26 protein-coding genes are annotated in these 25,370 nt (G+C 65.2%); 14 read left to right on the forward strand and 12 right to left on the reverse strand.

All coding sequences use genetic code 11. The features are described from left to right. The first annotated feature begins 67 nt into the window (after window positions 1-67). Complete coding sequence (locus tag BM118_RS33920) at window positions 68-961, forward strand: LysR family transcriptional regulator (protein WP_092191450.1); 894 nt, start codon at window positions 68-70, stop codon at window positions 959-961. Window positions 962-1,110: 149 nt separating this feature from the next. Here BM118_RS33920 and BM118_RS33930 read toward each other — a convergent pair whose 3' ends face one another. Continuing rightward, a complete protein-coding gene (locus tag BM118_RS33930) occupies window positions 1,111-2,184 on the reverse strand; it encodes a hypothetical protein (RefSeq protein ID WP_092191454.1) in 1,074 nt (357 codons plus the stop codon). A gap of 249 nt (window positions 2,185-2,433) precedes the next feature. Between BM118_RS33930 and BM118_RS33935 the strand changes: the two genes are divergently transcribed. After that, window positions 2,434-3,453, forward strand: coding sequence for a patatin-like phospholipase family protein (locus tag BM118_RS33935; RefSeq protein ID WP_092191617.1), 1,020 nt, complete (start codon window positions 2,434-2,436; stop codon window positions 3,451-3,453). A gap of 6 nt (window positions 3,454-3,459) precedes the next feature. On the opposite strand, the gene BM118_RS33940 is transcribed toward BM118_RS33935, so the two are convergent. Both BM118_RS33940 and BM118_RS33945 read right to left on the reverse strand, forming a co-directional pair. After that, complete coding sequence (locus tag BM118_RS33940; protein ID WP_092191456.1) at window positions 3,460-3,888, reverse strand: CBS domain-containing protein; 429 nt, start codon at window positions 3,886-3,888, stop codon at window positions 3,460-3,462. Window positions 3,889-4,079: 191 nt separating this feature from the next. Continuing rightward, window positions 4,080-4,901 (reverse strand): rhomboid family intramembrane serine protease, encoded by an 822-nt coding sequence (locus BM118_RS33945; RefSeq protein ID WP_092191458.1) that lies wholly within the window; start codon window positions 4,899-4,901, stop codon window positions 4,080-4,082. Window positions 4,902-5,209: 308 nt separating this feature from the next. On the opposite strand from BM118_RS33945, the gene BM118_RS33950 reads away from it, so the two are divergent. The 3 genes from BM118_RS33950 (at window position 5,210) to BM118_RS33960 (ending at window position 7,717) form a co-directional block, all read left to right on the forward strand. Continuing rightward, the gene (locus BM118_RS33950) at window positions 5,210-5,512 is read left to right on the forward strand and encodes a GIY-YIG nuclease family protein (protein WP_092191460.1); all 303 of its coding nucleotides are present in this window, start codon (window positions 5,210-5,212) and stop codon (window positions 5,510-5,512) included. 625 nt (window positions 5,513-6,137) lie between these two features. Further along, window positions 6,138-6,692: a PAS domain-containing protein gene (locus tag BM118_RS33955; RefSeq protein WP_177234937.1), complete on the forward strand. Its 555-nt coding sequence runs from the start codon at window positions 6,138-6,140 to the stop codon at window positions 6,690-6,692. A gap of 236 nt (window positions 6,693-6,928) precedes the next feature. Beyond that, window positions 6,929-7,717 carry a Crp/Fnr family transcriptional regulator gene (locus tag BM118_RS33960; protein WP_441299772.1) on the forward strand — a complete coding sequence of 263 codons (789 nt, stop codon included), beginning with the start codon at window positions 6,929-6,931 and terminating at the stop codon, window positions 7,715-7,717. Window positions 7,718-7,995: 278 nt separating this feature from the next. On the opposite strand, the gene BM118_RS33970 is transcribed toward BM118_RS33960, so the two are convergent. Beyond that, entirely contained in the window at window positions 7,996-8,493 is a 498-nt protein-coding gene (locus tag BM118_RS33970) for a phasin (RefSeq protein WP_244550298.1), read from the reverse strand. Between the two features lie 506 nt (window positions 8,494-8,999). On the opposite strand from BM118_RS33970, the gene BM118_RS33975 reads away from it, so the two are divergent. Next, on the forward strand, window positions 9,000-9,428 hold the full coding sequence (locus BM118_RS33975; protein ID WP_092191621.1) for a cupin domain-containing protein: 429 nt from the start codon (window positions 9,000-9,002) through the stop codon (window positions 9,426-9,428). Between the two features lie 43 nt (window positions 9,429-9,471). On the opposite strand, the gene BM118_RS33980 is transcribed toward BM118_RS33975, so the two are convergent. Next, window positions 9,472-10,278, reverse strand: coding sequence for a transglutaminase-like domain-containing protein (locus BM118_RS33980; protein WP_092191468.1), 807 nt, complete (start codon window positions 10,276-10,278; stop codon window positions 9,472-9,474). A gap of 174 nt (window positions 10,279-10,452) precedes the next feature. Between BM118_RS33980 and BM118_RS33985 the strand changes: the two genes are divergently transcribed. Next, window positions 10,453-10,893 (forward strand): GFA family protein, encoded by a 441-nt coding sequence (locus BM118_RS33985; RefSeq protein ID WP_244550299.1) that lies wholly within the window; start codon window positions 10,453-10,455, stop codon window positions 10,891-10,893. An 82-nt stretch (window positions 10,894-10,975) separates the two neighbouring features. On the opposite strand, the gene BM118_RS33990 is transcribed toward BM118_RS33985, so the two are convergent. After that, window positions 10,976-11,365, reverse strand: coding sequence for a COG4315 family predicted lipoprotein (locus BM118_RS33990; RefSeq protein WP_177234938.1), 390 nt, complete (start codon window positions 11,363-11,365; stop codon window positions 10,976-10,978). Window positions 11,366-11,511: 146 nt separating this feature from the next. Between BM118_RS33990 and BM118_RS33995 the strand changes: the two genes are divergently transcribed. Beyond that, the gene (locus tag BM118_RS33995) at window positions 11,512-12,018 is read left to right on the forward strand and encodes a GNAT family N-acetyltransferase (RefSeq protein WP_092191472.1); all 507 of its coding nucleotides are present in this window, start codon (window positions 11,512-11,514) and stop codon (window positions 12,016-12,018) included. 11 nt (window positions 12,019-12,029) lie between these two features. Here BM118_RS33995 and BM118_RS34000 read toward each other — a convergent pair whose 3' ends face one another. Beyond that, entirely contained in the window at window positions 12,030-13,967 is a 1,938-nt protein-coding gene (locus tag BM118_RS34000; protein ID WP_177234949.1) for a DEAD/DEAH box helicase, read from the reverse strand. A gap of 327 nt (window positions 13,968-14,294) precedes the next feature. On the opposite strand from BM118_RS34000, the gene BM118_RS34005 reads away from it, so the two are divergent. Together BM118_RS34005 and BM118_RS34010 are read left to right on the forward strand one after the other, a co-directional pair. After that, window positions 14,295-14,825: a hypothetical protein gene (locus tag BM118_RS34005; protein WP_092191476.1), complete on the forward strand. Its 531-nt coding sequence runs from the start codon at window positions 14,295-14,297 to the stop codon at window positions 14,823-14,825. Between the two features lie 333 nt (window positions 14,826-15,158). Continuing rightward, window positions 15,159-15,512: a cupin domain-containing protein gene (locus tag BM118_RS34010; RefSeq protein ID WP_092191478.1), complete on the forward strand. Its 354-nt coding sequence runs from the start codon at window positions 15,159-15,161 to the stop codon at window positions 15,510-15,512. Window position 15,513: 1 nt separating this feature from the next. On the opposite strand, the gene BM118_RS34015 is transcribed toward BM118_RS34010, so the two are convergent. From BM118_RS34015 to BM118_RS34025, 3 genes are all read right to left on the reverse strand, one after another. After that, window positions 15,514-15,942, reverse strand: coding sequence for a VOC family protein (locus BM118_RS34015; protein WP_092191480.1), 429 nt, complete (start codon window positions 15,940-15,942; stop codon window positions 15,514-15,516). 113 nt (window positions 15,943-16,055) lie between these two features. Further along, entirely contained in the window at window positions 16,056-16,538 is a 483-nt protein-coding gene (locus BM118_RS34020; protein ID WP_092191482.1) for a DUF5680 domain-containing protein, read from the reverse strand. 3 nt (window positions 16,539-16,541) lie between these two features. Continuing rightward, a complete protein-coding gene (locus BM118_RS34025; protein WP_092191484.1) occupies window positions 16,542-17,693 on the reverse strand; it encodes a zinc-binding dehydrogenase in 1,152 nt (383 codons plus the stop codon). A gap of 103 nt (window positions 17,694-17,796) precedes the next feature. Between BM118_RS34025 and BM118_RS34030 the strand changes: the two genes are divergently transcribed. From BM118_RS34030 to BM118_RS34045, 4 genes are all read left to right on the forward strand, one after another. Next, window positions 17,797-18,276 carry a GNAT family N-acetyltransferase gene (locus tag BM118_RS34030; RefSeq protein WP_092191623.1) on the forward strand — a complete coding sequence of 160 codons (480 nt, stop codon included), beginning with the start codon at window positions 17,797-17,799 and terminating at the stop codon, window positions 18,274-18,276. Window positions 18,277-18,639: 363 nt separating this feature from the next. Continuing rightward, window positions 18,640-19,881 (forward strand): MFS transporter, encoded by a 1,242-nt coding sequence (locus tag BM118_RS34035; protein ID WP_283806387.1) that lies wholly within the window; start codon window positions 18,640-18,642, stop codon window positions 19,879-19,881. Between the two features lie 175 nt (window positions 19,882-20,056). After that, complete coding sequence (locus BM118_RS34040; RefSeq protein ID WP_025575880.1) at window positions 20,057-20,668, forward strand: PilZ domain-containing protein; 612 nt, start codon at window positions 20,057-20,059, stop codon at window positions 20,666-20,668. A gap of 329 nt (window positions 20,669-20,997) precedes the next feature. Continuing rightward, on the forward strand, window positions 20,998-21,621 hold the full coding sequence (locus BM118_RS34045) for a transglutaminase-like cysteine peptidase (RefSeq protein ID WP_177234940.1): 624 nt from the start codon (window positions 20,998-21,000) through the stop codon (window positions 21,619-21,621). A 120-nt stretch (window positions 21,622-21,741) separates the two neighbouring features. On the opposite strand, the gene BM118_RS34050 is transcribed toward BM118_RS34045, so the two are convergent. Both BM118_RS34050 and BM118_RS34055 read right to left on the reverse strand, forming a co-directional pair. After that, window positions 21,742-23,508: a CYTH and CHAD domain-containing protein gene (locus BM118_RS34050; RefSeq protein ID WP_092191490.1), complete on the reverse strand. Its 1,767-nt coding sequence runs from the start codon at window positions 23,506-23,508 to the stop codon at window positions 21,742-21,744. A 448-nt stretch (window positions 23,509-23,956) separates the two neighbouring features. Further along, window positions 23,957-25,294: a metal-dependent hydrolase family protein gene (locus BM118_RS34055; protein WP_177234941.1), complete on the reverse strand. Its 1,338-nt coding sequence runs from the start codon at window positions 25,292-25,294 to the stop codon at window positions 23,957-23,959. Window positions 25,295-25,370: the final 76 nt, after the last annotated feature.

The following is a 25,370-nucleotide window of genomic DNA, read 5'->3' on the forward strand; positions in this document are numbered from 1 at the left end:
TTTAGGTCGCGCGCGAGCCTGCGATTAGGTGATAAAACCGGCATGTACTCATGATCCGGATTCATGAATGGCGCGCAGCAACGTCAACGACCTCCTCGCCTTCCTCGCGGTCGCCCGCGAGCGCAGCTTCACCCGCGCGGCCGCCCAGCTCGGCGTGTCGCAATCCGCGCTCAGCCACACCGTGCGCGCGCTGGAGGAGCGGCTCGGCCTGCGGCTGCTCACCCGCACCACCCGCAGCGTCGCGCCGACGGAAGCCGGCGAGCGCCTGCTGCGCAATATCGGGCCACGCTTTGCGGAGATCGATGCGGAGCTGTCGGCGCTGACCGCGCTGCGCGAGACGCCGGCCGGCACCGTCCGCATCACCAGCGGCGAACATTCGGCGCAGACCATCCTGTGGCCGGCGCTCGCCAAGCTGCTGCCGCGCTACCCTGATATCAAGGTCGAGCTCGTCGTCGACTACGGCCTCACCGATATCGTCGCCGAGCGTTACGATGCCGGCGTGCGGCTCGGCGAGCAGGTCGCCAAGGACATGATCGCAGTGCGGATCGGGCCGGAGATGCGCATGGCGGTCGTGGGCTCACCTGCCTATTTCGCCGCACGGGGCAAGCCGAAGCGGCCGCAGGATCTCACCGAGCACAATTGCATCAACCTGCGCCTGCCGACCTATGGCGGACTCTATGCCTGGGAGTTCGAGAAGCGCGGCCGCACCATGAAGGTGCGGGTCGACGGCCAGCTCGTGTTCAACACCGGCCTGCTCAGGATGAATGCGGTGCTGGCGGGGCTTGGCCTTGCCTATATCCCGGACGATCTGGTGAAGCGGGAGATCGCTGACGGCCAACTGGTCCGCGTGCTCTCCGACTGGTGCGCACCGTTCGCGGGCTATCACCTCTATTACCCGAGCCGGCGGCAGCCGACCCCGGCGTTTGCCGTGCTGGTGGAGGCGCTGCGGTATCGGAAGTGACGTCCCCTCCTCGTCATTGCGAGCGCAGCGAAGCAATCCAGAATCGATCCGCGGAGGGACTCTGGATTGCTTCGCTGCGCTCGCAATGACGATGTGGAGAGATCTAACGCGATATCGGCAGGGCGACTCGCGGCCCCCCTCACCCGGGATCAGCGCGCGACGACTTCGACCTCGCCGTCGACGCCGTTGACGACGTTGAAGCCGCGCTCGTAGACCTTGCCCTCGTTCTTGGCGATGGCGCGGTATTCGCCCTCGGAGAGCACGACGCGCGGGAAGGCGCCGATCGACTCCTTGATGACGTCGCCGCCGGGGGTCAGCACCGACCAGGCGGTGTTGGCGAGCGCCTCGCCGCCCCTGTCGCTGACGAGCTTGAGCGTGATGACGGCGGCGCGATGGGTGATGGTGACGTCGGTGAGCTTGCCGGCCTGGACGCGGATGTCCGAGCGCACCACCGAGTTCGCATCGCCATAGTTGGAGATGATGTAGTAGGTGCCCTCCGGCAGCAGCACGACGTCGCCGGCCGCGACGTTCGGCACCAGCGAGGCGCGCTCGCCGGATTCGAACTGGCTGCCCTTGTAGATCGCGAACGAGATCTGGTTCTGCGGAATGCGGCTGGTGCCGACGCGGCCCTCGATGCGCAGGCCGCCCGCCGGCAGCACGAAGGATTCGCGGTCGGTCTCGGCCTTCAGGCTGACGGTGCGCACCGCGCTGACGAGCCCGAACGCGACGTGCACGACGTAGTTGCCGGGCGGCAGCACGATGTTGGGCGTGGCGTTGCGGTCCTCACGGATCAGCTTGAACGTGCCGTTCTCGTCGGGACGGTCGGCGAAGACACGCCAGACCAGGCCGCTGGTGATCGGGGCCGAGTCCTTGCCGTATTTCGCGGTCAGCGACAGCACACCCTGTCCCGGCACCGCCGCATTGAGCGGCGCGGCCGGCGGCACGGTCGTGACCGCCGGTGGCGGCATGCTGGGGGACAGCGGCTGCGTCAGGGTCGGCGGCAGGCTGGGGGGAGCCGCCCCCGGCCCGGAGGGCGGCGCCAGGCTGACGGCGCCGCCGGGATCGGGCACCGATGCGGGGGGCACCGGCGGCGGACGATCGGAGAAAAGCTGCGCCTGGGCAACACCTTGACCCAGGGTAAAAAGGCACACGGCAAGGATCAGTGCCGGCAGCAGCGATACGCTGCGCCGCCATCCGATGATGCCGTCACCCCCGAGAGTCATGCCACCTGCCTTTCACCGAAAACGCGGCAAATTCAAGCCTCTGATACCCCAGGAAATACGGTCCCGCCATGGGTTGATGGAACCCGGTTGACGCCTGCGTGATTAGACAGGAGGCAACCGCCCATCGCCATACTCCTGCCCAGCGCCCTCTCCAAAGCGGCATAAACCATGCTTCGCCCCCGATATGGCGGAGAGCGAGTGCGAAGCCTAGTCTAGTGGTGCGGGCTGGCCACGCGTAGGAGAGTTTTGGTGCTGGACAGATTGAAGGGCCGCGGCTCGAACGGCGAGAAGATCGGCCTCGGCAGCATCCGCCGGCCGGTCATTGGTGTCGCCCTTGGCGGCGGCGCCGCGCGCGGCTTCGCCCATATCGGCATCATCAGGACCCTGCTCGCCAACGGTATCGTGCCCGACGTCGTGGTCGGCACCTCGATTGGCGCCGTGGTCGGCGGCCTCTACGCGTCCGGCAAGCTCGATACGCTGGAGGAGTGGGGCCGCGGTCTGCAAGGCATGCGCAATATCCTTGGTTATCTCGACATCCGCCTCAACGGCTCCGGTTTGATCGGCGGCGAGAAGCTGGCGACCCGGCTCGAGGCAGCGTGCGGCCACACCTTGATCGAGGACCTTCCGATCAAGTTCGCCGCCGTCGCGACCGAGGTTCGCACCGGCCACGAGATCTGGCTGACACGCGGCCGCGTGGTCGACGCGATGCGCGCCTCCTACGCCCTGCCCGGCATCTTCTCACCCGTGCTGATCGGCGATCGCTGGCTGGTCGATGGCGCGCTGGTGAATCCGGTGCCGGTCTCGGCCGCGCGGGCGCTGGGCGCTGAAATCGTCATCGCCGCAAATCTTTCCAGCGACATCTTCACCTATTCGACGACGGTCTATTCGCACGGCGCGGCGCCTGAACCGGTCGCCCCTGCGGCCGGAGAGACGACGTCAAAACGGCGCTTCCCGAGATTCTTCTCGCCTGAGAAGACGGTGAAGCGCGAGTTCTTCGGCGGCGGGGACCGGCCCGGCCTCTCCTCGGTGATGGTCGATGCCTTCAACATCATGCAGGACCGCATCACCCGCGCCCGCCTCGCCGGCGATCCTCCGGACCTGCTGATCACGCCGCGGGTCGGCCAGTTCGGCTGGTTCGACTTCCACCGCGCCGACGACCTCATCGGATTCGGCACCCGCGCCGCCGAGCGCGCGCTGGACTCGATCCAGGAGGCGATCCACGTGCTGGCGCCGCCGCCCGAGGGCGCGGCGCCCAAGGCCAGCGAGTGACGCCGCTCAGGCCGTCTTGATGTAGTCGCGCAGGGCTTCCTGCTCGGCCTCGTATTCCTGGACGCGGCGCTTGACGATGTCGCCGATCGAGATCAGGCCGACCACCTTGCCGTTGTCGATCACGGGCAGATGGCGGAACTTGCCCGTCGTCATCGTCTCCATGAGCTCGGCGACGGTATCGGTCTCCTTGCAGGTCACGACCTTGCGGGTCATGACCTGGGAGACCGGCTCGTCCAGCGCGCCGGCGCCGCGCTCGCCGATCACGCGCACGATGTCGCGCTCGGACAGGATGCCTTCCAGCCGGCTCTCGTCCATCACCAGCACCGCGCCGATCTTCTTCTCACCGAGCAGTTTGGCCGCAGCAGCCAGCTTGGCGTCGGGCCCGACGCTCATGATCTGGTGGCCCTTGGTATTGAGAATGGAACGTACCGTCATTGTCGCCTCCCTGAATCCGAGCCGTCCGCCTTTCGGCAGTCCGGGCTTGTTCTTCGAGTCTTCAACTAACAGTTTAGGCGCCGGTTGCACGCTTCAGGCGCTTTGCGAAGCATCGCCGCTAGCGGCTTGTCGCTTCGGAACATTCTTCGCGCGAATGATGGATGAATTCGGGCCGCGCCGCAAGCGCCGCTTCAAATTCGGTCGGAAACGTCCCGTGATGACGCATCCGCAGCATCGTTTCGCACGCGCGGCACCGGATCGAACAGCGCGAACAGCAATAGGCCGGCGAAGAAGCCGCCGATATGCGCCTGCCAGGCGACGCTCGTGGTTTCGGCATCGATGCCAATCGCACCGACGCCGAAGATGATGTTGACGCCGAACCACACCGCGAGGAAGCCGACCACCCGCCCGTCGCGCAGCGCGCGCGACAGCGGCAGGGCCGGAACCTTGGCGGCGGTATCGGCGTCCGAACGGCTGAACGACAGGAAGCTGCCGCGGACGAAGGCAAAGCGGATCGCCGCCGCCATCGCGCCCGACACCGAGGCCGAAGCGCCGATCATCGGCGCCACCGCATGCTCATGGGTGACGAGATGGGCAAGCGCGCCGGCCGCCGCCGTCACCGCGAGAAAGAGGAAGAACCTGATCGTGCCAAAACGCCGCGCCAGCGCGCTGCCGAACGGCAGCAGCCAAAGCACGTTGAAGCCGAGATGGGTCAGATTGGCGTGCAGCAGCGAATAGGTGACGAAGCTCCAGACCTTGGCGCCGGCGCCGCCCGGGATCTGGAGATTGAGCAGCGAGGAATCGTAGCGCTTCGGGATGAAGCCGAAGACGTCGATGGTCCAGTTCTCCAGTTCCGGCGGCAGCAGCACCCGCAGATGGATCAGCGCCAGCAGGACGATATAGGCGGTCAGCGCGAACGGCAGCGTCAGGATCGGCTCGCGCGGAGCCGCCTCGACGACGGCCGGCACGTCCGGCTGAGGATCGTGCGGCGGAGAATCTTGCGGGGAATCCAAGGCAGCTCGCTTTCAGGCGCGATCGGAGCGATACGCTTGGAGATAGTCGCCTTTGCCGGCCTTGCGCAAGTGCGCAAAAGGAAATCGTGAAAGTGGGGCTCGCCCTGAACCGAGCGAGGCGCTGGGCTCTGCAGCGCATCGCCAAGGCGCTGCGCTGCGTCCGGGACACGGAGACCTTGCCGGTCCGGACGATCTCGTGTCCCGGACAAGGCACGGCACGAAGTGACGCGCCGCCGAGCCGGGACCCAGATTGGCAGCAGGCGCGAACCATGCAATTTTAGGTAGCCATCACCTTCTGCCTCACGCCCATGCAAACCGCCTTCTTCGTCTACATCCTCGCGAACAAGCGAAACGGCACGTTATATGTCGGCGTTACCAACGACCTTGCCCGCCGGATGGCCGCACATAAGGCCAAGCTCGTGCCCGGGTTAACGAAGCAATATGGGGTAACCCTGCTGGTTTACTTCGAAACTTACGCTTCCATCATAGAAGCAAGGGCACGTGAGCGCTCGCTGAAGCGATGGCGACGCGCCTGGAAGTTGAAGCTGATTGAAGACCTCAATCCGGACTGGCGCGACCTGACGGACGAGCTGAATTCGCTTGCGACCTGACTGGGTCCCGGCTCTGCACTGCATCGCTGGCGCTGCAGTGCGTCCGGGACAGGGAGACCTTGCGGGTCTGCACAGGTCTCGTGTCCCGGACAAGGTGCGGCACGAAGTGACGCACCGCCGAGCCGGGACCCAGCTCTTCTTCGGTCGCGTTCGCGACATGGGCCTTCGCGACATGGGCCCCGGCTCTGCAGCGCATCACTGAAGAAGTGCTGCGCTGCGTCCGGGGCACGAGCGAGAGTGTGCCTGAGAAAAGGAAAAGGCAGGGCCCTGGGAAAGCCCTGCCTGTCCGTGTCGGCCTTCCGGTTGCCAGAGGAATAAGGTGTATCCCCACCCCTCCCCGCGGCCCGTGACCAAACTGTTTGACGCCTGTGTACAGGCCCCGCCGAGAACCTGGAGAAAAGCGGCGAGGCTTGCGACCGCGGTCACCATAGCAGGGCCGCGGGACACGCAAAGCGCATAGTTAATTTAACGTTAACGACGCAAAGACACCGCCGGGAGCTGCGAAAACGCCCCCGCGGCATGGACGCTGCAAATCCCCTCCTGCACAACAACACAGGGATCGCGGGTGCACTGAAGCGGGACAGGTCTGTCCCACATGGTGTGGCCCCGGGGTAAGCGTTCAGTCATGAAACATCCGTCGAGCCGCGCATTCTTCGCGTATTGGGACAAGAAGCGCGGCACTGCGCGGGCCCCTGACCGGGCCGACATCGACCCGGCCGCCGTCCGCGGCCTGCTCAGCGACATCTTCGTGCTGTCCTGCGAACAAAACCTCGGCTTCCCGTTCCGCGTCGCCGGCACCCGCGTCTGCGCGCTTGCCGGGCTCGACCTCAAGGACCAGAGCTTTGCGGCGCTGTTCACTGAGGCGAGCCGCAGCGAGATCGGGGAGATCACGACTGTCGTCGCCGACGAGACGTTAGGTGCGATCGCCGGCGTCACCGCCGCGCGCGAGGACGGCAGCAAGGCGCATCTGGAGCTGTTGCTGCTGCCCTTCAACGCCCGGCCGCACACGCCTGTCAGCGTTACCGGCGTGCTGGCACCGTTCGACGACGAATGCGGTGCGCTTGGCCCGTTCACCCTCACCTCCTGGCGCTATCTGCACCAGCCGGAGAAGCTGCTGCCGCGCGCGATCCGCAAATTGCAGATCGCCCGCGGGCTGATGGTGTATGAGGGGTTGCGGTAGGAGCACTCCTCGTGTCGGGCGCGCAGTTTTTGCAAACGGCCGCCCCGGACTTCCTCGCGCGCGTCGGATGGACGTCAGACCGCGTCGGCGCGCGGGCGCCCGATCCGTCATTGGAACCTTGCCTGTTGAAGTGCGTTTTCCCACTTGCCGTGGCAAGGGTCGGCGCGGCAACGCGGCTCGGTCGTTGACGATGCGTTTGCTCGCCGCCGAGCCTCCGTCGAGGGGTGCTTCCCGTGATGGAGCACGCGAGAAGAGTTGGTAATCGCCTGTTAGCTGCGTTACCGCCGGCCGACTTCGCTTTGCTTGCACCGCATTTACGGAAAGTGCCGCTGCTGCACGACGCAGTCCTCGTTCGATCGGGCGACCGGATCGAGCACCTTTACTTCCCCTGCAGCGGCGCGATCGCCCTCATCATGGAATTGCCGAACGGACAGACGGCCGCAACCGCTGTGATCGGCAACGAGGGCGCCGTCGGAATCATGACGGCGCTCGGCCCCGTCCGATCTCCCCTGACGGCGGTTGTCCGCGTGGCCGGGACCGCACTGCAGATCTCACCGGCGCGATTTCAAGCGACGCTCGAACGCAGTCCCGCCATCGCAGGCGCGGTTCAGATCGTCACCAGGGCGATGATGACGCAATTCCTGCACGTCGCGGCCTGCAACGCGCTGCACTCCGTCGAAGCGCGCCTCGCCCGCTGGCTGCTTCACATTCACGACCGGACGGATGGCGGTGACATCCTGCCCCTGACCCAGGAGACGCTGTCGGAATTGCTCGGCGTCCGGCGCACCACGGTCACGCACGTCGTGAGTGCACTCCGAGCATCAAGGGCCATCAAATCCAATCGGCGCGGCCAGCTCGAAATCGACAGGCAACGGCTCGAGGCCGTCGCTTGCGAGTGCTACAAGGTGATGAGCCGCAGGATCGATCGGATCGTGTCGCAGGATGCGTCAAGGCTCCTTCACGCCGCACCGGCGCGGAATGGCTGCCCGCCCCCGGACTTCCCGTTCGCCAAGACCGACTCGTAGACCCAGGCCTCCTTGGCGAACCACTCGTGCGTCGCCGCGCATATCCGGCAATAGGTGCGCGAAAAAAAGACCGCACTGCAGCGAAACCTGTCGCTATCCATCTCGATGCCCGTCGGAATAGCGCTCCCCGTTTCCGGGCACTTGATCATCACCATACCCATCCTGATTTCCCTCCAGCTTGGCATCACCTCACGGCGAGGCTGGCCGCCATCGGCTGGACGGCGTCTCTTCTCGCGAAGACGCTCGTCCAGCCGATCCACGTGGCCGGTAGCTTCGATTCAAGCAGCCCTATGCAGAACCCGGTTGAAGCTGTTCTTGATCGGCTCGGCCGTCTCGGTCGCGACCTTCTGGGCCAGGTCCCAAAGCTCCCGATTCTGGGCGGAAGCCGCTTCAAAGGTCTTGCGACCGTGGGCGGTGGAGAGGTTCACGAGGTCCGCAAACGACCTCGCATCCGCAAGCTGGGAGAAGAATTCCAGCGCGGAGCTGGTATTGGCGTTGGATATTTCGATGACCTTGGTGCCGTACTCGGCGGAACGCCTGGCATTGGTCGCACAGGCGTCGCAGAGAGCCGTGGTGATCTCTTCGGACGTCACCTTCATCTGCTCGAAATTTGCCTTGGCCCGTGTCGCGGCCGGCGCGGCGAGATCGCCGAAGATCGCCTGGATGTTGAAAAACGGCATGTCGAACTTGAGCTTTGCATTTCCGTTCGCCGCCCCATTCAGCGGAGCGGCATTCGTCTCGGCTTTCATATCGGCTTTCATATCGGCATCACTCACGGGCTTTCATCCTTTCAAGCGAAACTAGATAATGGATTGAAGACTCCCCGACGCGTCCAGATGCGTACTGCACCGGGACACCACTGCCCCTACTTTCACGACGGTGGGATGCTGCTGCGGCCATGCCGCTCTCGCCCCCTGCCGGAGCCAACTATGGCCGACGACAGCCGACGCTTCGGTTCGCTTTCGGACTCTCGATTTGAATTAATTCAAGTATTGCGACGAAGCGGCGCAGCGAGAATTCTGCGTCTTTAAAGTTGCTGCAATTGCATGCGCCAACTTCAGATCAGCGCCGGCGAGCTATTCAGAGGCGTCGATCCCCGGAGCCGTTTGAGCCGGAATGTTCTGCCGCCTGCGCAACCGGCAAGTCGGCCTGCAACGGTCCTGTGCGACAAATTGGCCGGTCGCACGCAGGCTGATGGTGTATGAGGGACTGCGGCAGCTTTCGTTTCGATCTGGGCGAGCGCCGCGACCTCGATGCAGCCTCTCACCGGGATGACCAGGCCATGTCCGACAACATCAATTTCGGCACGCTTCAGCTCCGCTTCCTGCACAGCAAGGACGACACCGGCGGCAGCGTCGACATCTTCGAAATGACGCTGCAGCCGAATGCGCGGATGCCGATCCCGCACTATCACGACCGCTGGGACGAAACGATTTACGGGCTGTCCGGCGTCTCGACCTGGACGATCGACGGCCAGCAGACCGATCTCGGGCCCGGACAATCCGTTTTCATCAAGCGCGGCATCGTGCACGGCTTTGCCAACCGTTCGGCGGAGCCTGCGACATGCCTCTGCATCCTGAGCCCCGGGGTGCTGGGACCGCAATATTTCACCGAGATGGCGGCGCTCCTGTCGACCGGCGCGCCACCCGATCCCGCGAAGATGAAGGAGACGATGCTGCGCTATGGACTGGTGCCGGCGCCGGCTGCGTGAGCCAAGCTCGCCGCGTCGCTGCTGAGCGGGGGACGAGCGGCCATCACGCGATCTCGTCGGTCCAGACCTTGAAGCTGACCAGCTCGTTCGGGCCGAAGGTCTGCGTGATCGGAACGTCGCAGGCATCGCGCCCCTGAGCGATCAGGATGCGGCCCTGCCGCGGCACGTTGTTGCGCGGATCGAAAGTGTGCCAGCGTCCGCCGATGAAGGCCTCGAACCAGCCGGCGAAATCGCCCACCGCCCAAGGCTGCGGCGTACCGACGTCGCTCAGGTACCCAGTGCAGTAGCGCGCGGGAATATTCATGCAGCGGCAGAACGCAATGGCGAGGTGGGCATAGTCGCGGCAGACGCCCTTGCCTTCCTGGTACGCCTCCCACGCCGTCTTGGTGGCACGCGCATGCTCGTAGCCGAAAGCGATGTGACGGTGAACGAAATCGCAGATCGCCTGCACCCGCGCCCACCCCGGAGGTGTCTTGTCGAACAACTGCCACGCGATCTCCGAAAGCCGGTCGGTCTCGCAGTAACGGCTGCCGAGCAGATAGACTAGCGTGTCCGCAGGGAGCTCTTCGATTGCGTGCTGAGCGGCCGAGGCAACCACCGGATCCGGCAGGCCGCTGTCGCGAACCACGCCATCGGCAGCAAGGCGCATGCGACCGGCCGGCGCGACCATGCGGCTGCACCAATTGCCGAACATGTCCCGATAGGGCGTGATCTCGACCGCAGGCGTGGTGGTCAGGAAATCCGGCACGATGACATCGGAGGCACGCGTGAAATGCGTGCCCAACACCATGATCATCGGCGTTGGCTGCGGGAAATCGTAGAGCATTTCGAATCCGACACGGAACTTCATTCGAAACGCCCTTTCGGCTGGATGTCAGCCCGAAATGGCTACGAAACCATGGATTACAAGGCGCGCGGCCCGACTTACGCGTGCCCGGCGCCGTTTGTGCACTGTAAATCGTACGCATAAGGCGATCGTTTTCGCTGCTTCACCGCCGCCGTCTCCGCGACTAGACTGGCTTGCGTGAACGAACTGACCTGCGGGGAGAGCATGCTGACCGGAAGTTGCCTGTGCGGCGCTGTTGCGTATGAAGTGGATGCGGAGCCCGCGCCCTTCGTGCATTGCCATTGCCAGACTTGCCGCAAGGCGCACGGCTCGGCGTTTTCCAGCGTGATGCCGGTGCCGCGCGCGGCGTTCCGGTGGGTGCGCGGCGACGAGCTGCTCGCCGCGTTCGAGTCCTCGCCCGGCAAATTCCGCCGCTTCTGCACCCGCTGCGGCTCGCACATCATGGCGGAACGGATCGCGCAGCCGAACGTGCTGCTGCGCATGGGATGCCTCGATACGCCGGTCGCGGGCCCCGCGCGCTCTCACATCTGGCGCTCGGACGCGGCAAGCTGGTACGACCCCAAGGACGCGACGCCGGAACTGCCGGAAGCGGCCGCCAGCCCTCCCCCGGCGCGATAGAATCCCTCGCCCGAGACGCCGCCTGCGCGATCGGGCCGGACATCGCCTGCCACGGCGATACCCGGCCCGTGCTGTCAATCGCTCACGGCATCGCCAGATGCCAGGCGCCGTTCAGAAATCCGTCGCCGGTGATATCGCCGGGCTTGGTGTCCTTGGCGAAAGTATAGAGCGGCTTGCCCTTGTAGGCCCACTGCTTCGAGCCGTCGTCGCGCGTGATGATGGTGTAGCCGTCGCCGGCGGCATCGCTGGCCTCGGCCTTCAGCACCGGCCAGTTCGTCGCGCATGGGCCGTTGCAGGCCGACTTGCCGTCCGCGTCCTTGTCGAAGGTGTAGAGCGTCATGCCCTTGGCGTCGGTGAGCACGTTGCCCTTGTCGGTCTTGCCGGTCTTCGTCGGCGGCGCGGCGAACGCGGCGGGAATGATTGCGAGCGACACGGCGAGCGTGAGCGCAAGGCGGATCGGGGATGTCGTCATGGTCTCTCCTGTCATGCAATTGGCTTGCATGGGTAGGACGCCGCGCGAGCCGCCGTATTCCTTTGCGCGCGGCAAAGAAATTTTTCGCTGCACGCATCATCGTGCCGGAATAAACTGGAATGAGTGAGACGGAACGACGGACCGACATGAGCAAGCCGCATTGGCGTCCCGCGCGCATCTCCGACCTGCCCGCGATCGGCACGATCGCAGCGCGCATCCATCCTGATCTGCCTGAACGCCCCGAGGTGTTCGCGGAGAAGATGCGGCTCTATCCCGATGGCTGCCGCGTGCTCATTGCGGACGACGAGACCGCCGGCTACGGACTTGCGCATCCCTGGCGGCGGCACCGGATTCCACCGCTCGATGGATTCCTCGAACGACTGCCCGATGATGCGGACTGCCTCTATGTGCACGACGTCGCCGTGCTGCCGGATCATCGTGGCGGCGCAGCGCGTGCTTATGTCGCGAAGATGGAGGAACTTGCGCGCGCGTCGGGCATCGCAGCTCTCGCGCTGGTCTCGGTCTACGCCACACGGCCGCTGTGGGAACGTTTCGGCTTTCGGCCCGTCACGGCGGACGCGGAGCTGCGCGCAAAGCTCGCAGGCTACGGCGAAAGCGCGACCTACATGCTCCGCGACCTCGCCGCGACGTGACGCGCCTCGGCTCAGCCCCGATGCTTCTTCTTTGTCTTCTTTCCGGGCGCGCCCTTCACGGGCCACGCTGTGACCGCAGGCGGCGCTCCGGCGTGACCGGGCTTGTTCTTATGCTTCTTTTTCTTCCCGAAAGCAGGAGCATCGTCGAATTTCGGCCCGCGATCGCCGAAAGCCTTGCTGCGCGGCTTGAATCCCGCCTCGCGCGGGCGATCGTCGCGACGTTCACGATGATCGCTGTCGCCGCTCTCGCGCCGGGGCGGCTTTGACCGCTCTTCCGAAGGCGCTTGCCGCTGCGGCGCATCCGCCATCGGTTCAAGGCGGATATTGTCTTCCTTGTCCGGACGCTTGATCTTGGCAGCGAAGGAGTCCGCGACCCGCTCGGAGATCTCGAACTCGGTCGTCGTGTCCATGATCTTGATGGCGCCGATGTCGCCCTTGTCGATGCCGCCACGACGGCAGATCATCGGCAAGAGCCAGCGTGCTTCCGCGTTCTTTCTTCGTCCGATATTGGCCCGGAACCAGACGCTGCCCTCCGCCATGCCGTGCTTCGACGACGATTTCCCCGATTTGGGTCGAGCCCTTTCGGGGCGATCATCGCCGCCAGGCGCCCGGACATTGTCGCGACCGCGATCGTCGCGCGGCCGGCCAGTTCGCTCGCCGGGATCGATGATGTCTTCGGGCGACGGCAGCCGCGCGCGATAGAGCCGCGCCAGCGCGGCGGCAATATCTTCAGCCGAGCGCTCGGCCAACAACGCCTGCGCCAGCGCCAGATCGTCGGGCGTCGTCTCCTCGGTGAACAGCACGTCCTTCATGCGCTCGTGATCGAGCTTGCGGATCTCGTCCGCCTGCGGCGCCGTCCCCCAGACCGCATCGATGCCTGAGAGATTGAGCAGCAGCTCCGCACGCCGCCGCCGCGCGGGCGGCACCAGCAGGACGCTCGTCCCCTTTCGGCCCGCACGTCCGGTGCGGCCCGAACGATGCTGCATGACTTCGGCGTCGTTGGGCAGGTCGGCTTGAATGACGAGGTCGAGGCTCGGCAGGTCGATGCCGCGGGCGGCGACGTCGGTCGCCACGCAGACGCGGGCACGCCCGTCGCGCAGCGACTGGAGCGCCAGGGTGCGCTCGTTCTGCGTCAATTCGCCTGATAGCGCGACGACGGAGAAGCCGCGCTCCAGCAGCGCCGCCTGCAGATGCCTGACGGCATCGCGCGTGCTGCAGAACACCAGGGCGCTCGGCGCCTCGAAGAAGCGCAGCACGTTGACGACCGCGTGCTCGACATCGGCGGGCGCGATCCGGATGGCGCGATACTCGATATCGGCGTGACCGCCTTCGTCGCCCGCGACCTCGATCCGGAACGCCTGCTGCTGATACTGCTTGGCCAGCGCGACGATGCCGCGCGGAAACGTCGCCGAGAACAACAGGGTGCGGCGCGTTTCCGGCGTGGTCTCGAGGATGAACTCCATGTCCTCGCGAAAGCCGAGATTGAGCATCTCGTCGGCCTCGTCGAGGACGACGGCCTTCAATTCGGAGATGTCGAGGCGGCCGCGGCGCAAATGATCGCACAGCCGGCCCGGCGTGCCGACGACGATGTGCGCGCCGGCCGCAAGCTCGCGCTGCTCGCGCCGCGGATCCATGCCGCCGACACAGGAGACGACGCGCCCGTCTGCGTGCTCGTACAGCCAGGCCAGCTCGCGCTGAACCTGCAAGGCGAGCTCGCGGGTCGGCGCCACGATCAAGGCGAGCGGCGCGCCCGCCCGTTCGAACCGCTCGATGCCATCAAGCAGATCCTTGGCGAGGGCCAGTCCGTAAGCGAGGGTCTTGCCGGAGCCGGTCTGGGCCGAAACCAGGAGGTCGCGGCCCGCGGCCTCCTCGGTGAGCACGGCGAGCTGAACGGGGGTCGGACGGTCGTAGTTGCGCTCGGCCAAAGCTCGGGCGAGCGGCGGACTCATGGTCGGGAATGACACGGGATAAACCTTGGTTGGTCCAGGCGCGGAACGTCGAGCCGCGCGACCTGAAGCTGCATGCTCGGCAAATGGTCCGGCCGCACGCGTGGTGATTTGATTTGGACGCTCTTTACGCCAAGCGCGGGCAAATCACCATGCCTATGACGCATGGCTTTGGCGACATCGCGAATAAGCTTACCGACCGCTCGACCTACTAGATGCAGCGTTTCCGGGCCGTTTTGCTGCATATAGTGAGCTTTTGCCCCAAAGCAGCTGATTTTCGCAGCCGCCTCGCTTAAATTGTGCGCGATTGGACGTGCCGGGAATGCGCGCATGACCTCTTCCGTCAAACGCACCTGCGGCGATTGCACGCTCTGCTGCAAGGTGATGGCCATCGAGGCGCTGGCCAAGCCCGCGAATGCCTGGTGCCGGCATTGCAAGCCCGGCCGCGGCTGCGCGATCTACGCCGAGCGGCCGGCCGAATGTGAGAACTTCGCCTGCTTGTGGCTGGTCAACGATCTCCTCGACGAGCGCTGGAAGCCGAGCCGGTCGAAGCTGGTCCTGACCACGTCGGAGGATGGCATCGAAGTCCGATGCGACCCGGGCTCTCCCGACGCCTGGCGCAAGCAGCCCTACGCCGACGACATCCGCGCATGGACCGTCGAAGGCGAGACCAGTGACATGACGGTGGTCGTGATCGTCGGCCAGCGCGTGGTCCTCGTCACGCCGGATCGCGAATTCGATCTCGGTGTCGTGGGGCCGGATGATCGGATCGTGCGGGAGCTGGAGGGCACGAAGGTGGTGGGAGCGGCGGTGGTGAAGGAGAGCGAGATCGATACAGGGAGCATCGCCCCGCCAACCTAAAGCGGGATGAATTTTGGTTGAATCGACGTGGCTCAGGGCTCGATTCACCTCTCCCGTAGGGAGAGGTCGGAGCGCATCGAAGATGCGATCCGGGTGAGGGGATCTGGTCTCGCTGAGTGCCGCAGCCCCTCACCCGGATTGCTGCGCAATCCGACCTCTCCCCGTCGGGGAGAGGTGAATCACCGACAGCCCGCCGAACCTAATTTCATCATGCTTTAGTCGGCGCCCTTGGATCCCAAAGACAGGATCACGCGATCGACCGGATACAAGTCTTGTCGCGTCGGCTATTCGATCCCAAATCGTGCTTCACGGAAAAATAGTGCAGGAGGGCCCATGGCCGACGGGATATCGCTTGCCGACAAACTCGCGACCTTTCAGGACCATTGGTCGCCGCGCACGATCACGACCTTCAACGATTGCGACGTGATGGTGGTGAAGGTGAAGGGCGAATTCACCTGGCACAAGCACGACGACACCGACGATTTCTTTCTCGTCCTGAAAGGCAATCTGGACATCGAATTGCGGGATCGCACGGTGACGCTCGGTCCGGGCGAACTCTACGTCGTGCCCAAAGGCGTCGAACATCGCCCGGTGGCACGCGAGGAGGTTCATCTCCTGCTCATCGAGCCGACCGGCACGCCGAACACGGGCAACGAGGCAACCGCCGCGGCGCGCAAGCTGGCATAGATCAGATCTCCGCGTAGACCTCCAATAAATTGCCGTCGGGGTCGCGGAAGAACAGCGTCCGATGTCCAAAGGACTGGTTCGTCGGCGGCGACAGCAGCTCAACGCCCTGCCGAACCAGCTCGTCGGCGCACTGGTCGACCTCGGCCGCGGACACCCTGAAAGCCAGTTGCAGCGATGCAGCGCCGGGCGGGACCGGCGCATCCGCAGCGGTTCGGCCCGGCCTTGCCAAAGCGAGCGTATTGCCGCCCAAGCCGTACTCGATCCAGTTCGGCGAGAGCTCGCGCAGCAGCGGAAAGGCGAGGATGTCTTCGTAGAAGCGGCGCATCGCCACCATGTCGCGCACGAAGATGACGGTGTAGTCGATCGCGCGAATGGCATGGAAGGGGGAGCGGGTGCGCCGGTTTGGTTCGGGTGTCTGTTCGTTTGTCATCTCGTCTTCATTCCAGACTCCGCCTCGTGGCCCGCATGAGCGAAGCGATATGCGGGAAAGCCTCGTCAACAAAGGTCCCGGATGTCGCTGCGCTCATCCGGGCTACGGACCATTTATCGCAACAAGCCGCCACTGTAGCGCAGCTCGTACAACGGCGTGCCGTCATGCCGTGCGATCATCTCGACGCCGTGGAAGCAATCGAGCGCGCCTTCGGCCTCGTTGCGGTAGACCATGCCGGCCTGCTCGAACAGGCGCGGTCCGCGATAGGGCTGTTCGACGGATACGGCCAGCAGCGCCTGACGCAGGAATTTGTAGATCGCGAGGAAGCTGTCGCGATCCCCGATCTCCGCACGCACACCGCCGCTGTAGCTCATCGACCAGATGACGCGTTCGTCCCGCGACACGGTCTCCTGCCCGACGAAGAATCCCATCCCGAAATAGATATCGCGATATGCATAAGGCGGCGCGCGATGCTCGAGCTGTTTCGAGCCGGCGAGCAGCGGCGCGGCCACGGTCGCGTCGTCGTCGAGGCCCGCATAGGTCCGCCGCTTGGCTTCGACCAGAAACGTCGCGAGATCGCGGGGGATGGACGACATCGGCTATTCCACCAGCTCCGGCCACGGCACGATCGTCGACTTCACCGTCTTCATCGCCATCGCGTCCCTCACCGCCTGCGCGACGCCCTCTTCCGTGAACGGATAGATCGTCTGCATCTTCAGCCACGGATATTTGTCGCGCGTGCGGTAGAGCATGTCGACGCCGAGCGGCAGATCGTTGGCCGTGAATCCCCAGGAGCCGAGCACGTTGAGGTCCTTGGTGCAGATGCGGTGCCAGGACGTGTCGATCGAGCCGGCGTCGGTGAACTGGCCCATCTCGACATAGGTGCCGCCGTCGCGCAGCATCTCGATGCCTTCCGGGCCGGCGGTCGGATGTCCGGAGCAATCCATCACGAGATCGGCGCCGAAGCCACCGACGATCTCGCGCACGCGCGCGATGCGATCTTGAGGTGATTTCAGTTCCTCGATGTTCACCGTCGCCTCCGCACCGAACTCGCGCGCCAGCTTGAGCCGCGGCTCCTCCGGCGCGCCGACGCAGATCACGCGCCCTGCCCCCATCTCCTGCGCGGCCGCGACCGCCAGGATGCCGATCGGGCCGGAGCCCTGGATCACCACCGTGTCGCCCCAGGAAAAACCGCCGGCGCGGGTCGCGCGGTTGAAGGCGCGGATGCAGGACGTGAGCGGCTCCGACAGCGCGCCCAGCCGCAACGACATGTCGTCGGGCAGCTTGTAGATCTTGGTGCCCGGCAGCATGTCGAGATCGACATAGACATATTCGGCCCAGCCGCCCCACATGTGCGGCGCCTTGTCGAAGCCGAGATAGCGGCCGTAATAGACCGGCGTCAGGCACTTGTTGGCGGTCTGCGGATAATGGATGCAGTAATAGCAGCGGCCGCACGGCATCAGCGGCGGGATCATCACCTTCGAGCCGACGGCCAGCGGCTTGCTCATGAAGTCCTCGGAAAACTCCTCGCCGCATTCGACGATGATGCCGCCGAGCTCATGGCCCAGCGTGAACGGCCAGGGCAGCGGCTTCGGCCAGTGGCCTTTGAGGATGTGCAGGTCGGTGCCGCAAACCCCGCAGGCGCCGATCTTGATCAGCGCGGCCTTGCGGCCGACCTTCGGCCACGGCACGGTGCGGATGACAGGCTCCGAGCCCGGTCCTGCGTGCGTGCAGACGCGGATGTGCTCCATGGTGTGTCCTCGCTGCCCGTCTGTTATGATTGATTGGTGCGGGCGTGGGACGAAGCGTATGTGAGATGCGCGGTCGTGCCAAGCGCGATCGAGGATGACGCCGATGCTGCGTGACTATCAGCCAGTGGATGCGGAAGCGATCAGGCGCGTCGCTCTGGCGGCCTTCGCGCAATTCGAGCAGGACTTTTCCGACTGGCCGTTGTTTACCACCAATGTCGCGAAGATGCCGGAGCTTGCCAAGACCGGCGAGATCATCGTTGCCGAAGATAGCGGCCAGATCGTCGGCGCCGTGGCCTATGTCGGTCCGCAAGCCCCGAAGCCGGCGTTCTTCGATCCGGCCTGGCCGATCATCCGCATGCTGGTGGTCGATCCCGCCGCGCGCGGCAAAGGCATCGGCCGGCGATTGACCGAAGAATGCCTGCGCCGCGCCGAGCGCGACCAGTCGCCGGTCATCGCGCTGCACACGACGCCGATCATGACGGTCGCGCTGCCGATGTATTTGCGGATGGGATTTGCCAGGGTTCGCGAGGCGCCGGACATTCTTGGCGTGCCGTATGCGGTTTACGTGAAGTCGCTGGGGTAGGAGCAGGTTCGTAGCCCGCATGAAGCGAAGCGCAATGCGGGGCCGGCGTTCCCGGATTGCGCCGCGCTCCACCCGGGCTACGTCGCCTGCCTGCCACAAGCTCAGCCGTCATCCTGAGGTGCGAGCCTTGCGACGCATCCGCGTCGCAAGGAGAAGCCTCGAAGGATGGGCCACAGGCGCTTGCAGCCCATCCTTCGAGGCGCGCAAGAGCGCGCACCTCCAGCGACAACCGCTTTGCGGTTGCGCGGGGATGACGGCGGTGTTTGTGGCTACAGTGCACGGCAGATGCCCAAGCACACCCAAGTGTCTTGAGCGTCCCGCGTCGAACGTGTAAGGCCCGATCAATCCCACCCAGGTGATCGCTTGAACCCCCTTCCCCAAAATCCCGTGGTCGCGTCCGGCTCGTTCGCGGCGATGAAGTCGGTGCCCTACCGCCTCCAGTTCGTGGCCTACGTGCTGGCGATGATGGCCGACAATATCGAGCACGTGATCAGCTACTGGGTGGTGTTCCAGAAATTCCATTCGCCGGCGCTGGCAGGCTTTGCCGTGCTGTCGCACTGGCTGCCGTTTCTGTTGTTCTCCGTCGCCGTCGGCGGGCTCGCCGACCGGTTCGATCCGCGCCGCATCATCCAGTGCGGCATGCTGCTGTTCATCGTGGCCTCGAGCGGCTGGGGCTTCTTCTTCATCACCGACAGCATCCAGATGTGGCACGCGATGCTGCTGCTGGTGATCCACGGCTGCGCCGGCGTGTTGTGGCAGACGCCGAACCAGCTGCTGCTCTATGACCTCGTCGGCCCGGCCGATCTTCCGAGCGCGGTGCGGCTGAACGCGATGGCGCGCTATCTCGGCATCCTGGTCGGTCCCGCCGTCGGCGGCGTCATCATGCTGACGCTCGGCCCCTCGCACGGCATCATCTTCAACACGCTGTTCTACCTCCCCATGCTGCTCTGGCTGTTCTGGGCGCCGATGCGCGACAAGAGCATTGCGGTGCGGCGCTTCGCCGTGCGCGGCCTTGCCGACATCGCGCTGACCATCCGCGCCATCGGCACCCAGCCGGTACTGACCGCAATGACGTGGCTCGCCGGCCTCACCTCCTTCATGATCGGGAACGCCTATCACGCCCAGATGCCCGGCTTTGCCGGCGATCTCGGCCACGGCGACCCCGGCGTGTCCTACAGCGTGCTGCTCGCGGCCGACGCCGCCGGAGCGCTGCTCGCCGGCATCGCGCTGGAATCCTGGGGGCGGCTGAAGGGCACGCCGCGCACCGCGATCCTGCTGGCGATGCTGTGGAGCGCCGCGCTGCTCGGCTTCGCCGCGGTGCGGATCTATCCCGTCGCGATCGTACTGCTGTTCTTCGCGGGCTTCTTCGAACTGTCGTTCAACACCATGGCGCAGGCGCTGGTGCAGCTGAACGCGCCGTCCGACATCCGCGGCCGCGTCGTCGGTCTTTATAATATGGCCGGGCTCGGGATGCGGGCCTTCAGCGGCATCACCGTCGGGCTAGCAGGCGCGGCGATCGGCATTCACTGGTCGCTCGGGCTCTCGGCCGCGGTGCTGCTGGCGCTGCTGCTGTGGTTGTATCGGCGGGGAACAAGACAGGCCTGACCGGTCGCCCTCGACCCCGGACGCGCTGACGGTGGCCGGCCTGCCCGCCGCTGATGTGGCGTTCCAGCGTATTGTGTCCGTCCGTCATCGATGCGTCCCATCCTAACGCGGCATTAACCCTATGCACCTTAGGGTCGTGCCGGACTCCGCCCGGGCGGGGGGTCGGGTGTTGAAAATGGCGTTGGCGAACAAAAAACTTCTTCCGGCCGCCGAGGAACGTCGGCGTTTCCAGCGGGTCAAGGTGCACCTGCTCGGCCGTTACATGCTGCCGGACCGCCGGGAATTCCCCTGCCAGGTGATCAACATGTCGCCGGGCGGATTGGCCCTGCTCGCCCCCGGCATCGGCAATGTCGGCGACCGCGTGGTCGCCTATCTCGACCATATCGGCCGCGTCGAGGGCAAGATCACCCGGATCATCGACAATGGCTTTGCCATGACGATCGGGGCAACGCCCAGGAAGCGCGACAAGCTCGCCGCCCAGCTCACCTGGCTCGCCAACCGCGACATCCTCAACCTGCCGGAGGACCGCCGCCACGACCGTATCGTGCCGCGCAACCCGATCGCGGTGCTCACGCTCGAGGACGGCACCAAGATGACCTGCCGCATCATCGACCTGTCGCTGTCCGGCGCCGCCATCGCCGCCGAGAACCGCCCGCCGCTGAAATCGATCGTGCTGCTCGGCCGGGTCCAGGGCCGCGTGGTCCGAAACCTCGAAGACGGCTTCGCGCTGGAGTTCATGCACGAGCAGCCGGTCGAGACACTCGAAGAGAGCGTTACCGCGCGGTAAAGCGAAAGCGCGCCAAAACCACTGATTTTCCAGCCCTGAAGGCGGCCTCCGCGATGCGGACGCCGCTTTTTCGCGCGCGGCGACGGGACTGTGCGGGTTAACGCGGGACCTGTTTGCGCCTCGGAACAGCAGTTCCGCCAGCGTTCCCGCGTTAATCGATAAAATTTGAATCAATTACAGTCATCTCAAATTTTATTCGAATTCGATTCAAGTATAGATCGAATTCGCCGCGCGTTTTACTTGTATTCGTCTCGACTTGACTTGGCTGACTTAGCGGCAACTCAAAAGCTCCGTGCGAAATGTGGTCCCAACAAGAAACGGGGGCCGCAATGTTTGATTTCACGGGACAGGGGAAGAGGCTGGCGATCGCCGCCATGCTCTTCGGGATCAGCGCGACAGTGCAGGCCGGTGAGAACCGTCTGCTCTACGCGAGCCTCGGCGACACCACGCGCGCGCCGATCGGCTGGGTCGAGTTCTGTGCGGACAATGCCGCTCAGTGCCAGGGCGGGCCGACGCAGCCGCGCGACATCGTGATGTCGCAGGCCGCATGGCGCGACCTCGTCAAGGTCAATCGCTGGGTCAACGAGACCGTCAAGCCTTTGACCGACCAGGAGCACTGGGGCGTGGTCGAGAGGTGGTCGCTGCCGTCGGACGGCTATGGCGACTGTGAAGACTACGTGCTGTTGAAGCGCAAGATGCTGATGGATGCCGGCTGGCCTCGCGAGGCCCTGCTCATCACCGTCGTGCGCGACAAGAAGGGCGAAGGGCACGCGGTGCTGACGGTGAAGACCGACAAGGGCGAGTTCGTTCTCGACAATCAGAACGAGAACGTCGTTGCCTGGACGGAGACCGGCTACCGCTTCGTCAAGCGCCAGTCGCAGGGCGATCCCAATGTCTGGGTCTCGCTCGGCGACACCAAGCCGGCGGTCTCCACCGCCAGCGCCAGGGACTAGCAGTCAGGAACAAACGAGTTACGCGACCCGGTCACATCCCCACCCCTCCCCGTCCCAGACCGGTTCGCGCGCGGCCAGCCATCCCCCAATGGCTGGCCGCAACTTTTTGGGGATGCACGATCAGTCCTGCGAGGCCTGGCGAGACCACGGCACCCGCGCGGCGGTGAAATCCCGCCACGCGCCCTGCAACGACGGCTGCACGCCGATCGATGCACGCGCCTGCCAGCCGGCGATCGCCGCCGCGGCGATGGCGCCGTCGGGCTCCGCATCAAGTCCATCGAGCAATGAGGCCGTGACCGCCATGTCGTTGAAGGCGCCGAGCTCCTCCTGCAGACCGGCGAGCCGGCGCGAGAACCGTCGCACGGACTTGCGATCCGCAAACAGCGGCAGCAGGAACTCGCTGAGATAGCGCAGCCGCTTGGTCGCAAGCCGCACCCGGTGCAGCTCTTCGATCGTGAGCGACTTGAAGCGACGGCCACGCTTGAGCACCTTGGCATATTGCTCCGACAAAATGCGCTGCGCGAAATCGACGGCGGGCTCGGCGAGCTGACCGAGATCTTCGGCGGCAACGTCGTTGCGCCAGCCCCGCGTCTCGATCCAGTGACCGAGGCCGATCAGGAAAACCGCGCAGCGGCGATCGTCGAGCGCCTGATGCGCCTTGCGATAGGCCTCCGACTGGCACTTGGCCGCAGCCCGGCCCAAGGCATCGAAGCCGGTAACCGAAGCACAGGCTTTCGCGATCGTCGGCAAGGTCTCGAGCTGGAACACGTCCCAGTCACGCGCGGCAGACAGGTCCTGCGCCAGCCATCTTGCTTCCGACCGCAGCGCGTCGAGATTGCTGAGTGCGCCGACCGATCGCATCAGGTCCAGCGCCGATCGCAGCCGGCGCAGCGAGACGCGCAGCTGATGGACGCCTTCCGGATTGCGCCCGTCCTCGGCCGCCGGCAACGACTGAAGCAGGTGAAGGAAGCAGGAGCGCAGAATCGTCGCGAAGGCTTCGTCGAGCGTGACCGACGGATCGAGGCGAAGCTTGCGAGGCCTGCGTGCCGAGGGCGGCGCGCCCGCGGCAAGGTCGAAGCCGCGCGCCGACTTGGCACGGATGGACGGCTTCACCGCCCCCTGCTCCGCAAGCCGCAGCGCGACCTCGTAGATCGTGCTCGCGCTGCCGCTCTTGAGTTCCAGCTCGATCTCGCTCACGGGGATCGACCGGTCGCCGGCCGTCAGCACGCCCCGGTCGAAGGCGATCTCGACCGTCCCGGACGGCAGATCGACGATCCTCGCATGCCGATGAACGTCGGCGGTGAAGACGGCTTCGAGCGGCTGCGCTTCGAGGTGGGAGCGAAGCTTCTCCGGAATGAACGGCATCGCCAGAGCGACATCCGGCGCCAGCGACGGCACGCTCGCCTCCCATTCGCCACGGCGCAGCGGATCGTCCGCGGCGTCGGTCTTCACGGTCTGCACGAAGCGCGCGCCGCTCTGGCGTACGCGCAAGCTCAGGCCGCTGCGCCGGAGCGCACGCTCGGCCGTGTCGTAATAGACGGATTTGAGATGCTTGCGCGTGCCCTTGTTGCGCGCGTTGGCCGCAATGACCGGGGCGGCGTTGAAATGCGCCATGCGATCGGCATCGACGAGAAGCTTGAGCTCGATTTCTCCGGCGTGAAGCGCGCCGACGTTCGACTGAGCCGGCTCCGGCGCAGGCGTCGTGTCCTGCAACGGCGTCTGGTCAATCACGGCGCCCTCGATCGCAGGTTCCGCGCCGGTCTCGGCCGGTTCAGCGTGCCTGAGGAAGCCGGCGGTGTATTGCGTTCTCTTGTTATCCTTCGGGACAGGATTCCCATCCGGCGCGCCCGGAGTCTTGCGAGCCGGTGTTGCGTCTGACTTTAACATTTGGGGTGACATGACAGTTGGATGACAGTGCGTCAGCATATAGCCGGTGTGGCCCGCGAGGAATAGTAACGTCACCTCGTCGCGCACAATCGTCCACACGACGCGTCAGAGGCAACAACCCGGCAAGGTCTGTCACAATCCGGCGTGATGTCATGAATTAGATTGCTGCCGAGCGCGGCAAGTGATCGAATTGACAGCGAATCTCGTCGTTCTCGAAACCGAGATGAACGCGTCAGCGAGCTTGACTCATGCTAGCCGAGAAATTCTTCCTGGTCCTGGAGACACTTAGAAGTCACGCGTCCGATGACAGGCCCGAGATTGTGACAAGCCCTGCGCGGTCTCCCGCGGTGCAGGAGACCGCAAACGGTTCGCTGCGCAAAAAGCCGGTTCCCGATCATCGGGACTAGAAGCGCTTCTATGTCGCAGGTCCCGCCCGCACATGCGCGCATCAGTGCGCAAGACTGTTCTTGTAGATCTTGCCGCCCTTCATGATCACGACGAAATTCTTCGCGGGATCTTCGACGAGAGCGATGTTGTCGAGCGGATTGCCGTCGACGAGCAGGAGATCGGCCAGCGCGCCCTCCTCGACCACGCCGAGCTTGCCGGGATAGGGATTGCGCAGGCCCGACAGGCTCAGCAATTCGGCATTGGCCGACGTCGCCATGGCCAGCGCTTCGGCCGGCGTGTACCAGCGCGTGAGCGCGGCCAGCATCGAGCCCTGTCTGTCCGCCAATGCCTTCGAGAACAGGACGTCGGTGCCGAACGCGGTTTTGATGCCGTACTTTTTCGCCAGCGCATAGACGCGGTCGGTGCCGGTGACCACCTGCCGCATCTTGTCCTGCTCCGCAGGTCCGAGCGCGCTTGCGGCGGCGGCATCCAGGAACGGCTGCGTGCTCAACCAGATCCCCTTCTCCGCGATCAGCTTCGCGCTCGCCTCGTCCATGAGATGACCGTGCTCGATGCATCTCACGCCGGCTGCGATCGAGCGCTGGATCGCGACCGGTGTATAGGCGTGCGTGGCGACATAGGTGCCCCAATTGTCGGCGGCTTCGACCGCCGCGCGCAGCTCGGGCTCGGTGAAGGTGGAGACGTCGAGCGGGCTGAAGGGCGACGCCACGCCGCCGCCCGCCGTGAGCTTGACCTGCGAAGCGCCCTGCATCAGCTGCTCGCGCGCGCGGACGCGCACCTCGTCGGGACTGTCGGCGACCATGCTGCCGCCGACCTGCTCCATGCGGCTGAGCATGCCGCCGATGGTTCGCGGCAGATCGGAGAGCTGCCGGAAGTCGCCATGACCGCTGGTGATGGTGATGATGGCACCGGAGGGATAGATGCGCGGACCGGCGACGAGGTCCTCGTCGATCGCCCGCTTGAGGCCGAAACTGGGCCCGCCCATGTCACGCACCGTGGTGAAGCCGCGCATCAGCGTCGCGGTCGCCTCGCTCGCGGCCAGCAGATTGTTGTAACCGACGTCGCCGAGGGCCGCGGCCGGCGTCGGACGCACCAGCATCGCGTGCCAATGCGCATCGATCAGCCCCGGCATCAACACCCGCCCACCACCGGCGATGACCTCAGCGGTGATCGTGAGGTCCGCCGTCGAAATCTTCGCGATGACTCCGTTTCTGACGAGGACGTTGGATGGCGCCGAGAGCGCGCTGCCCTTGCCGTCGAATATCCGGACATTCCGGAAAAGGACCGCCGTCTCCTGAGCCGGTGCGGATGATAGGCTGCCGAGCACCATTGCAGTGCCGGCAAGCAAGGCAGCGACGGCGAAGACTTTGGCCGACATCCTCAAACCCGACATATCAGCCTTCCGCACAGATTCAGGCTACGCGAGGGGTGATGGCAGGCACGCAACGTCTGGC

Source organism: Bradyrhizobium sp. cf659, from assembly GCF_900113725.1.
Lineage (GTDB): Bacteria > Pseudomonadota > Alphaproteobacteria > Rhizobiales > Xanthobacteraceae > Bradyrhizobium.

Bases quoted from the DNA above. Each gene is read 5' to 3' on its own strand.
- BM118_RS34045 (WP_177234940.1), top strand. From the start codon at position 20,998: ATGTTTGATTTCACGGGACAGGGGAAGAGGCTGGCGATCGCCGCCATG.
- BM118_RS33940 (WP_092191456.1), bottom strand. From the start codon at position 3,888: ATGACGGTACGTTCCATTCTCAATACCAAGGGCCACCAGATCATGAGC.
- BM118_RS33975 (WP_092191621.1), top strand. From the start codon at position 9,000: ATGTCCGACAACATCAATTTCGGCACGCTTCAGCTCCGCTTCCTGCAC.
- BM118_RS34025 (WP_092191484.1), bottom strand. From the start codon at position 17,693: ATGGAGCACATCCGCGTCTGCACGCACGCAGGACCGGGCTCGGAGCCT.
- BM118_RS34040 (WP_025575880.1), top strand. From the start codon at position 20,057: ATGGCGTTGGCGAACAAAAAACTTCTTCCGGCCGCCGAGGAACGTCGG.
- BM118_RS33920 (WP_092191450.1), top strand. From the start codon at position 68: ATGGCGCGCAGCAACGTCAACGACCTCCTCGCCTTCCTCGCGGTCGCC.
- BM118_RS33930 (WP_092191454.1), bottom strand. From the start codon at position 2,184: ATGACTCTCGGGGGTGACGGCATCATCGGATGGCGGCGCAGCGTATCG.
- BM118_RS34050 (WP_092191490.1), bottom strand. From the start codon at position 23,508: ATGTTAAAGTCAGACGCAACACCGGCTCGCAAGACTCCGGGCGCGCCG.
- BM118_RS33995 (WP_092191472.1), top strand. From the start codon at position 11,512: ATGAGCAAGCCGCATTGGCGTCCCGCGCGCATCTCCGACCTGCCCGCG.
- BM118_RS33950 (WP_092191460.1), top strand. From the start codon at position 5,210: ATGCAAACCGCCTTCTTCGTCTACATCCTCGCGAACAAGCGAAACGGC.
- BM118_RS34030 (WP_092191623.1), top strand. From the start codon at position 17,797: ATGCTGCGTGACTATCAGCCAGTGGATGCGGAAGCGATCAGGCGCGTC.
- BM118_RS34055 (WP_177234941.1), bottom strand. From the start codon at position 25,294: ATGTCGGCCAAAGTCTTCGCCGTCGCTGCCTTGCTTGCCGGCACTGCA.
- BM118_RS33960 (WP_441299772.1), top strand. From the start codon at position 6,929: ATGGAGCACGCGAGAAGAGTTGGTAATCGCCTGTTAGCTGCGTTACCG.
- BM118_RS34020 (WP_092191482.1), bottom strand. From the start codon at position 16,538: ATGTCGTCCATCCCCCGCGATCTCGCGACGTTTCTGGTCGAAGCCAAG.
- BM118_RS33955 (WP_177234937.1), top strand. From the start codon at position 6,138: ATGAAACATCCGTCGAGCCGCGCATTCTTCGCGTATTGGGACAAGAAG.
- BM118_RS34000 (WP_177234949.1), bottom strand. From the start codon at position 13,967: ATGAGTCCGCCGCTCGCCCGAGCTTTGGCCGAGCGCAACTACGACCGT.
- BM118_RS34015 (WP_092191480.1), bottom strand. From the start codon at position 15,942: ATGACAAACGAACAGACACCCGAACCAAACCGGCGCACCCGCTCCCCC.
- BM118_RS34010 (WP_092191478.1), top strand. From the start codon at position 15,159: ATGGCCGACGGGATATCGCTTGCCGACAAACTCGCGACCTTTCAGGAC.
- BM118_RS34005 (WP_092191476.1), top strand. From the start codon at position 14,295: ATGACCTCTTCCGTCAAACGCACCTGCGGCGATTGCACGCTCTGCTGC.
- BM118_RS33990 (WP_177234938.1), bottom strand. From the start codon at position 11,365: ATGACGACATCCCCGATCCGCCTTGCGCTCACGCTCGCCGTGTCGCTC.
- BM118_RS33980 (WP_092191468.1), bottom strand. From the start codon at position 10,278: ATGAAGTTCCGTGTCGGATTCGAAATGCTCTACGATTTCCCGCAGCCA.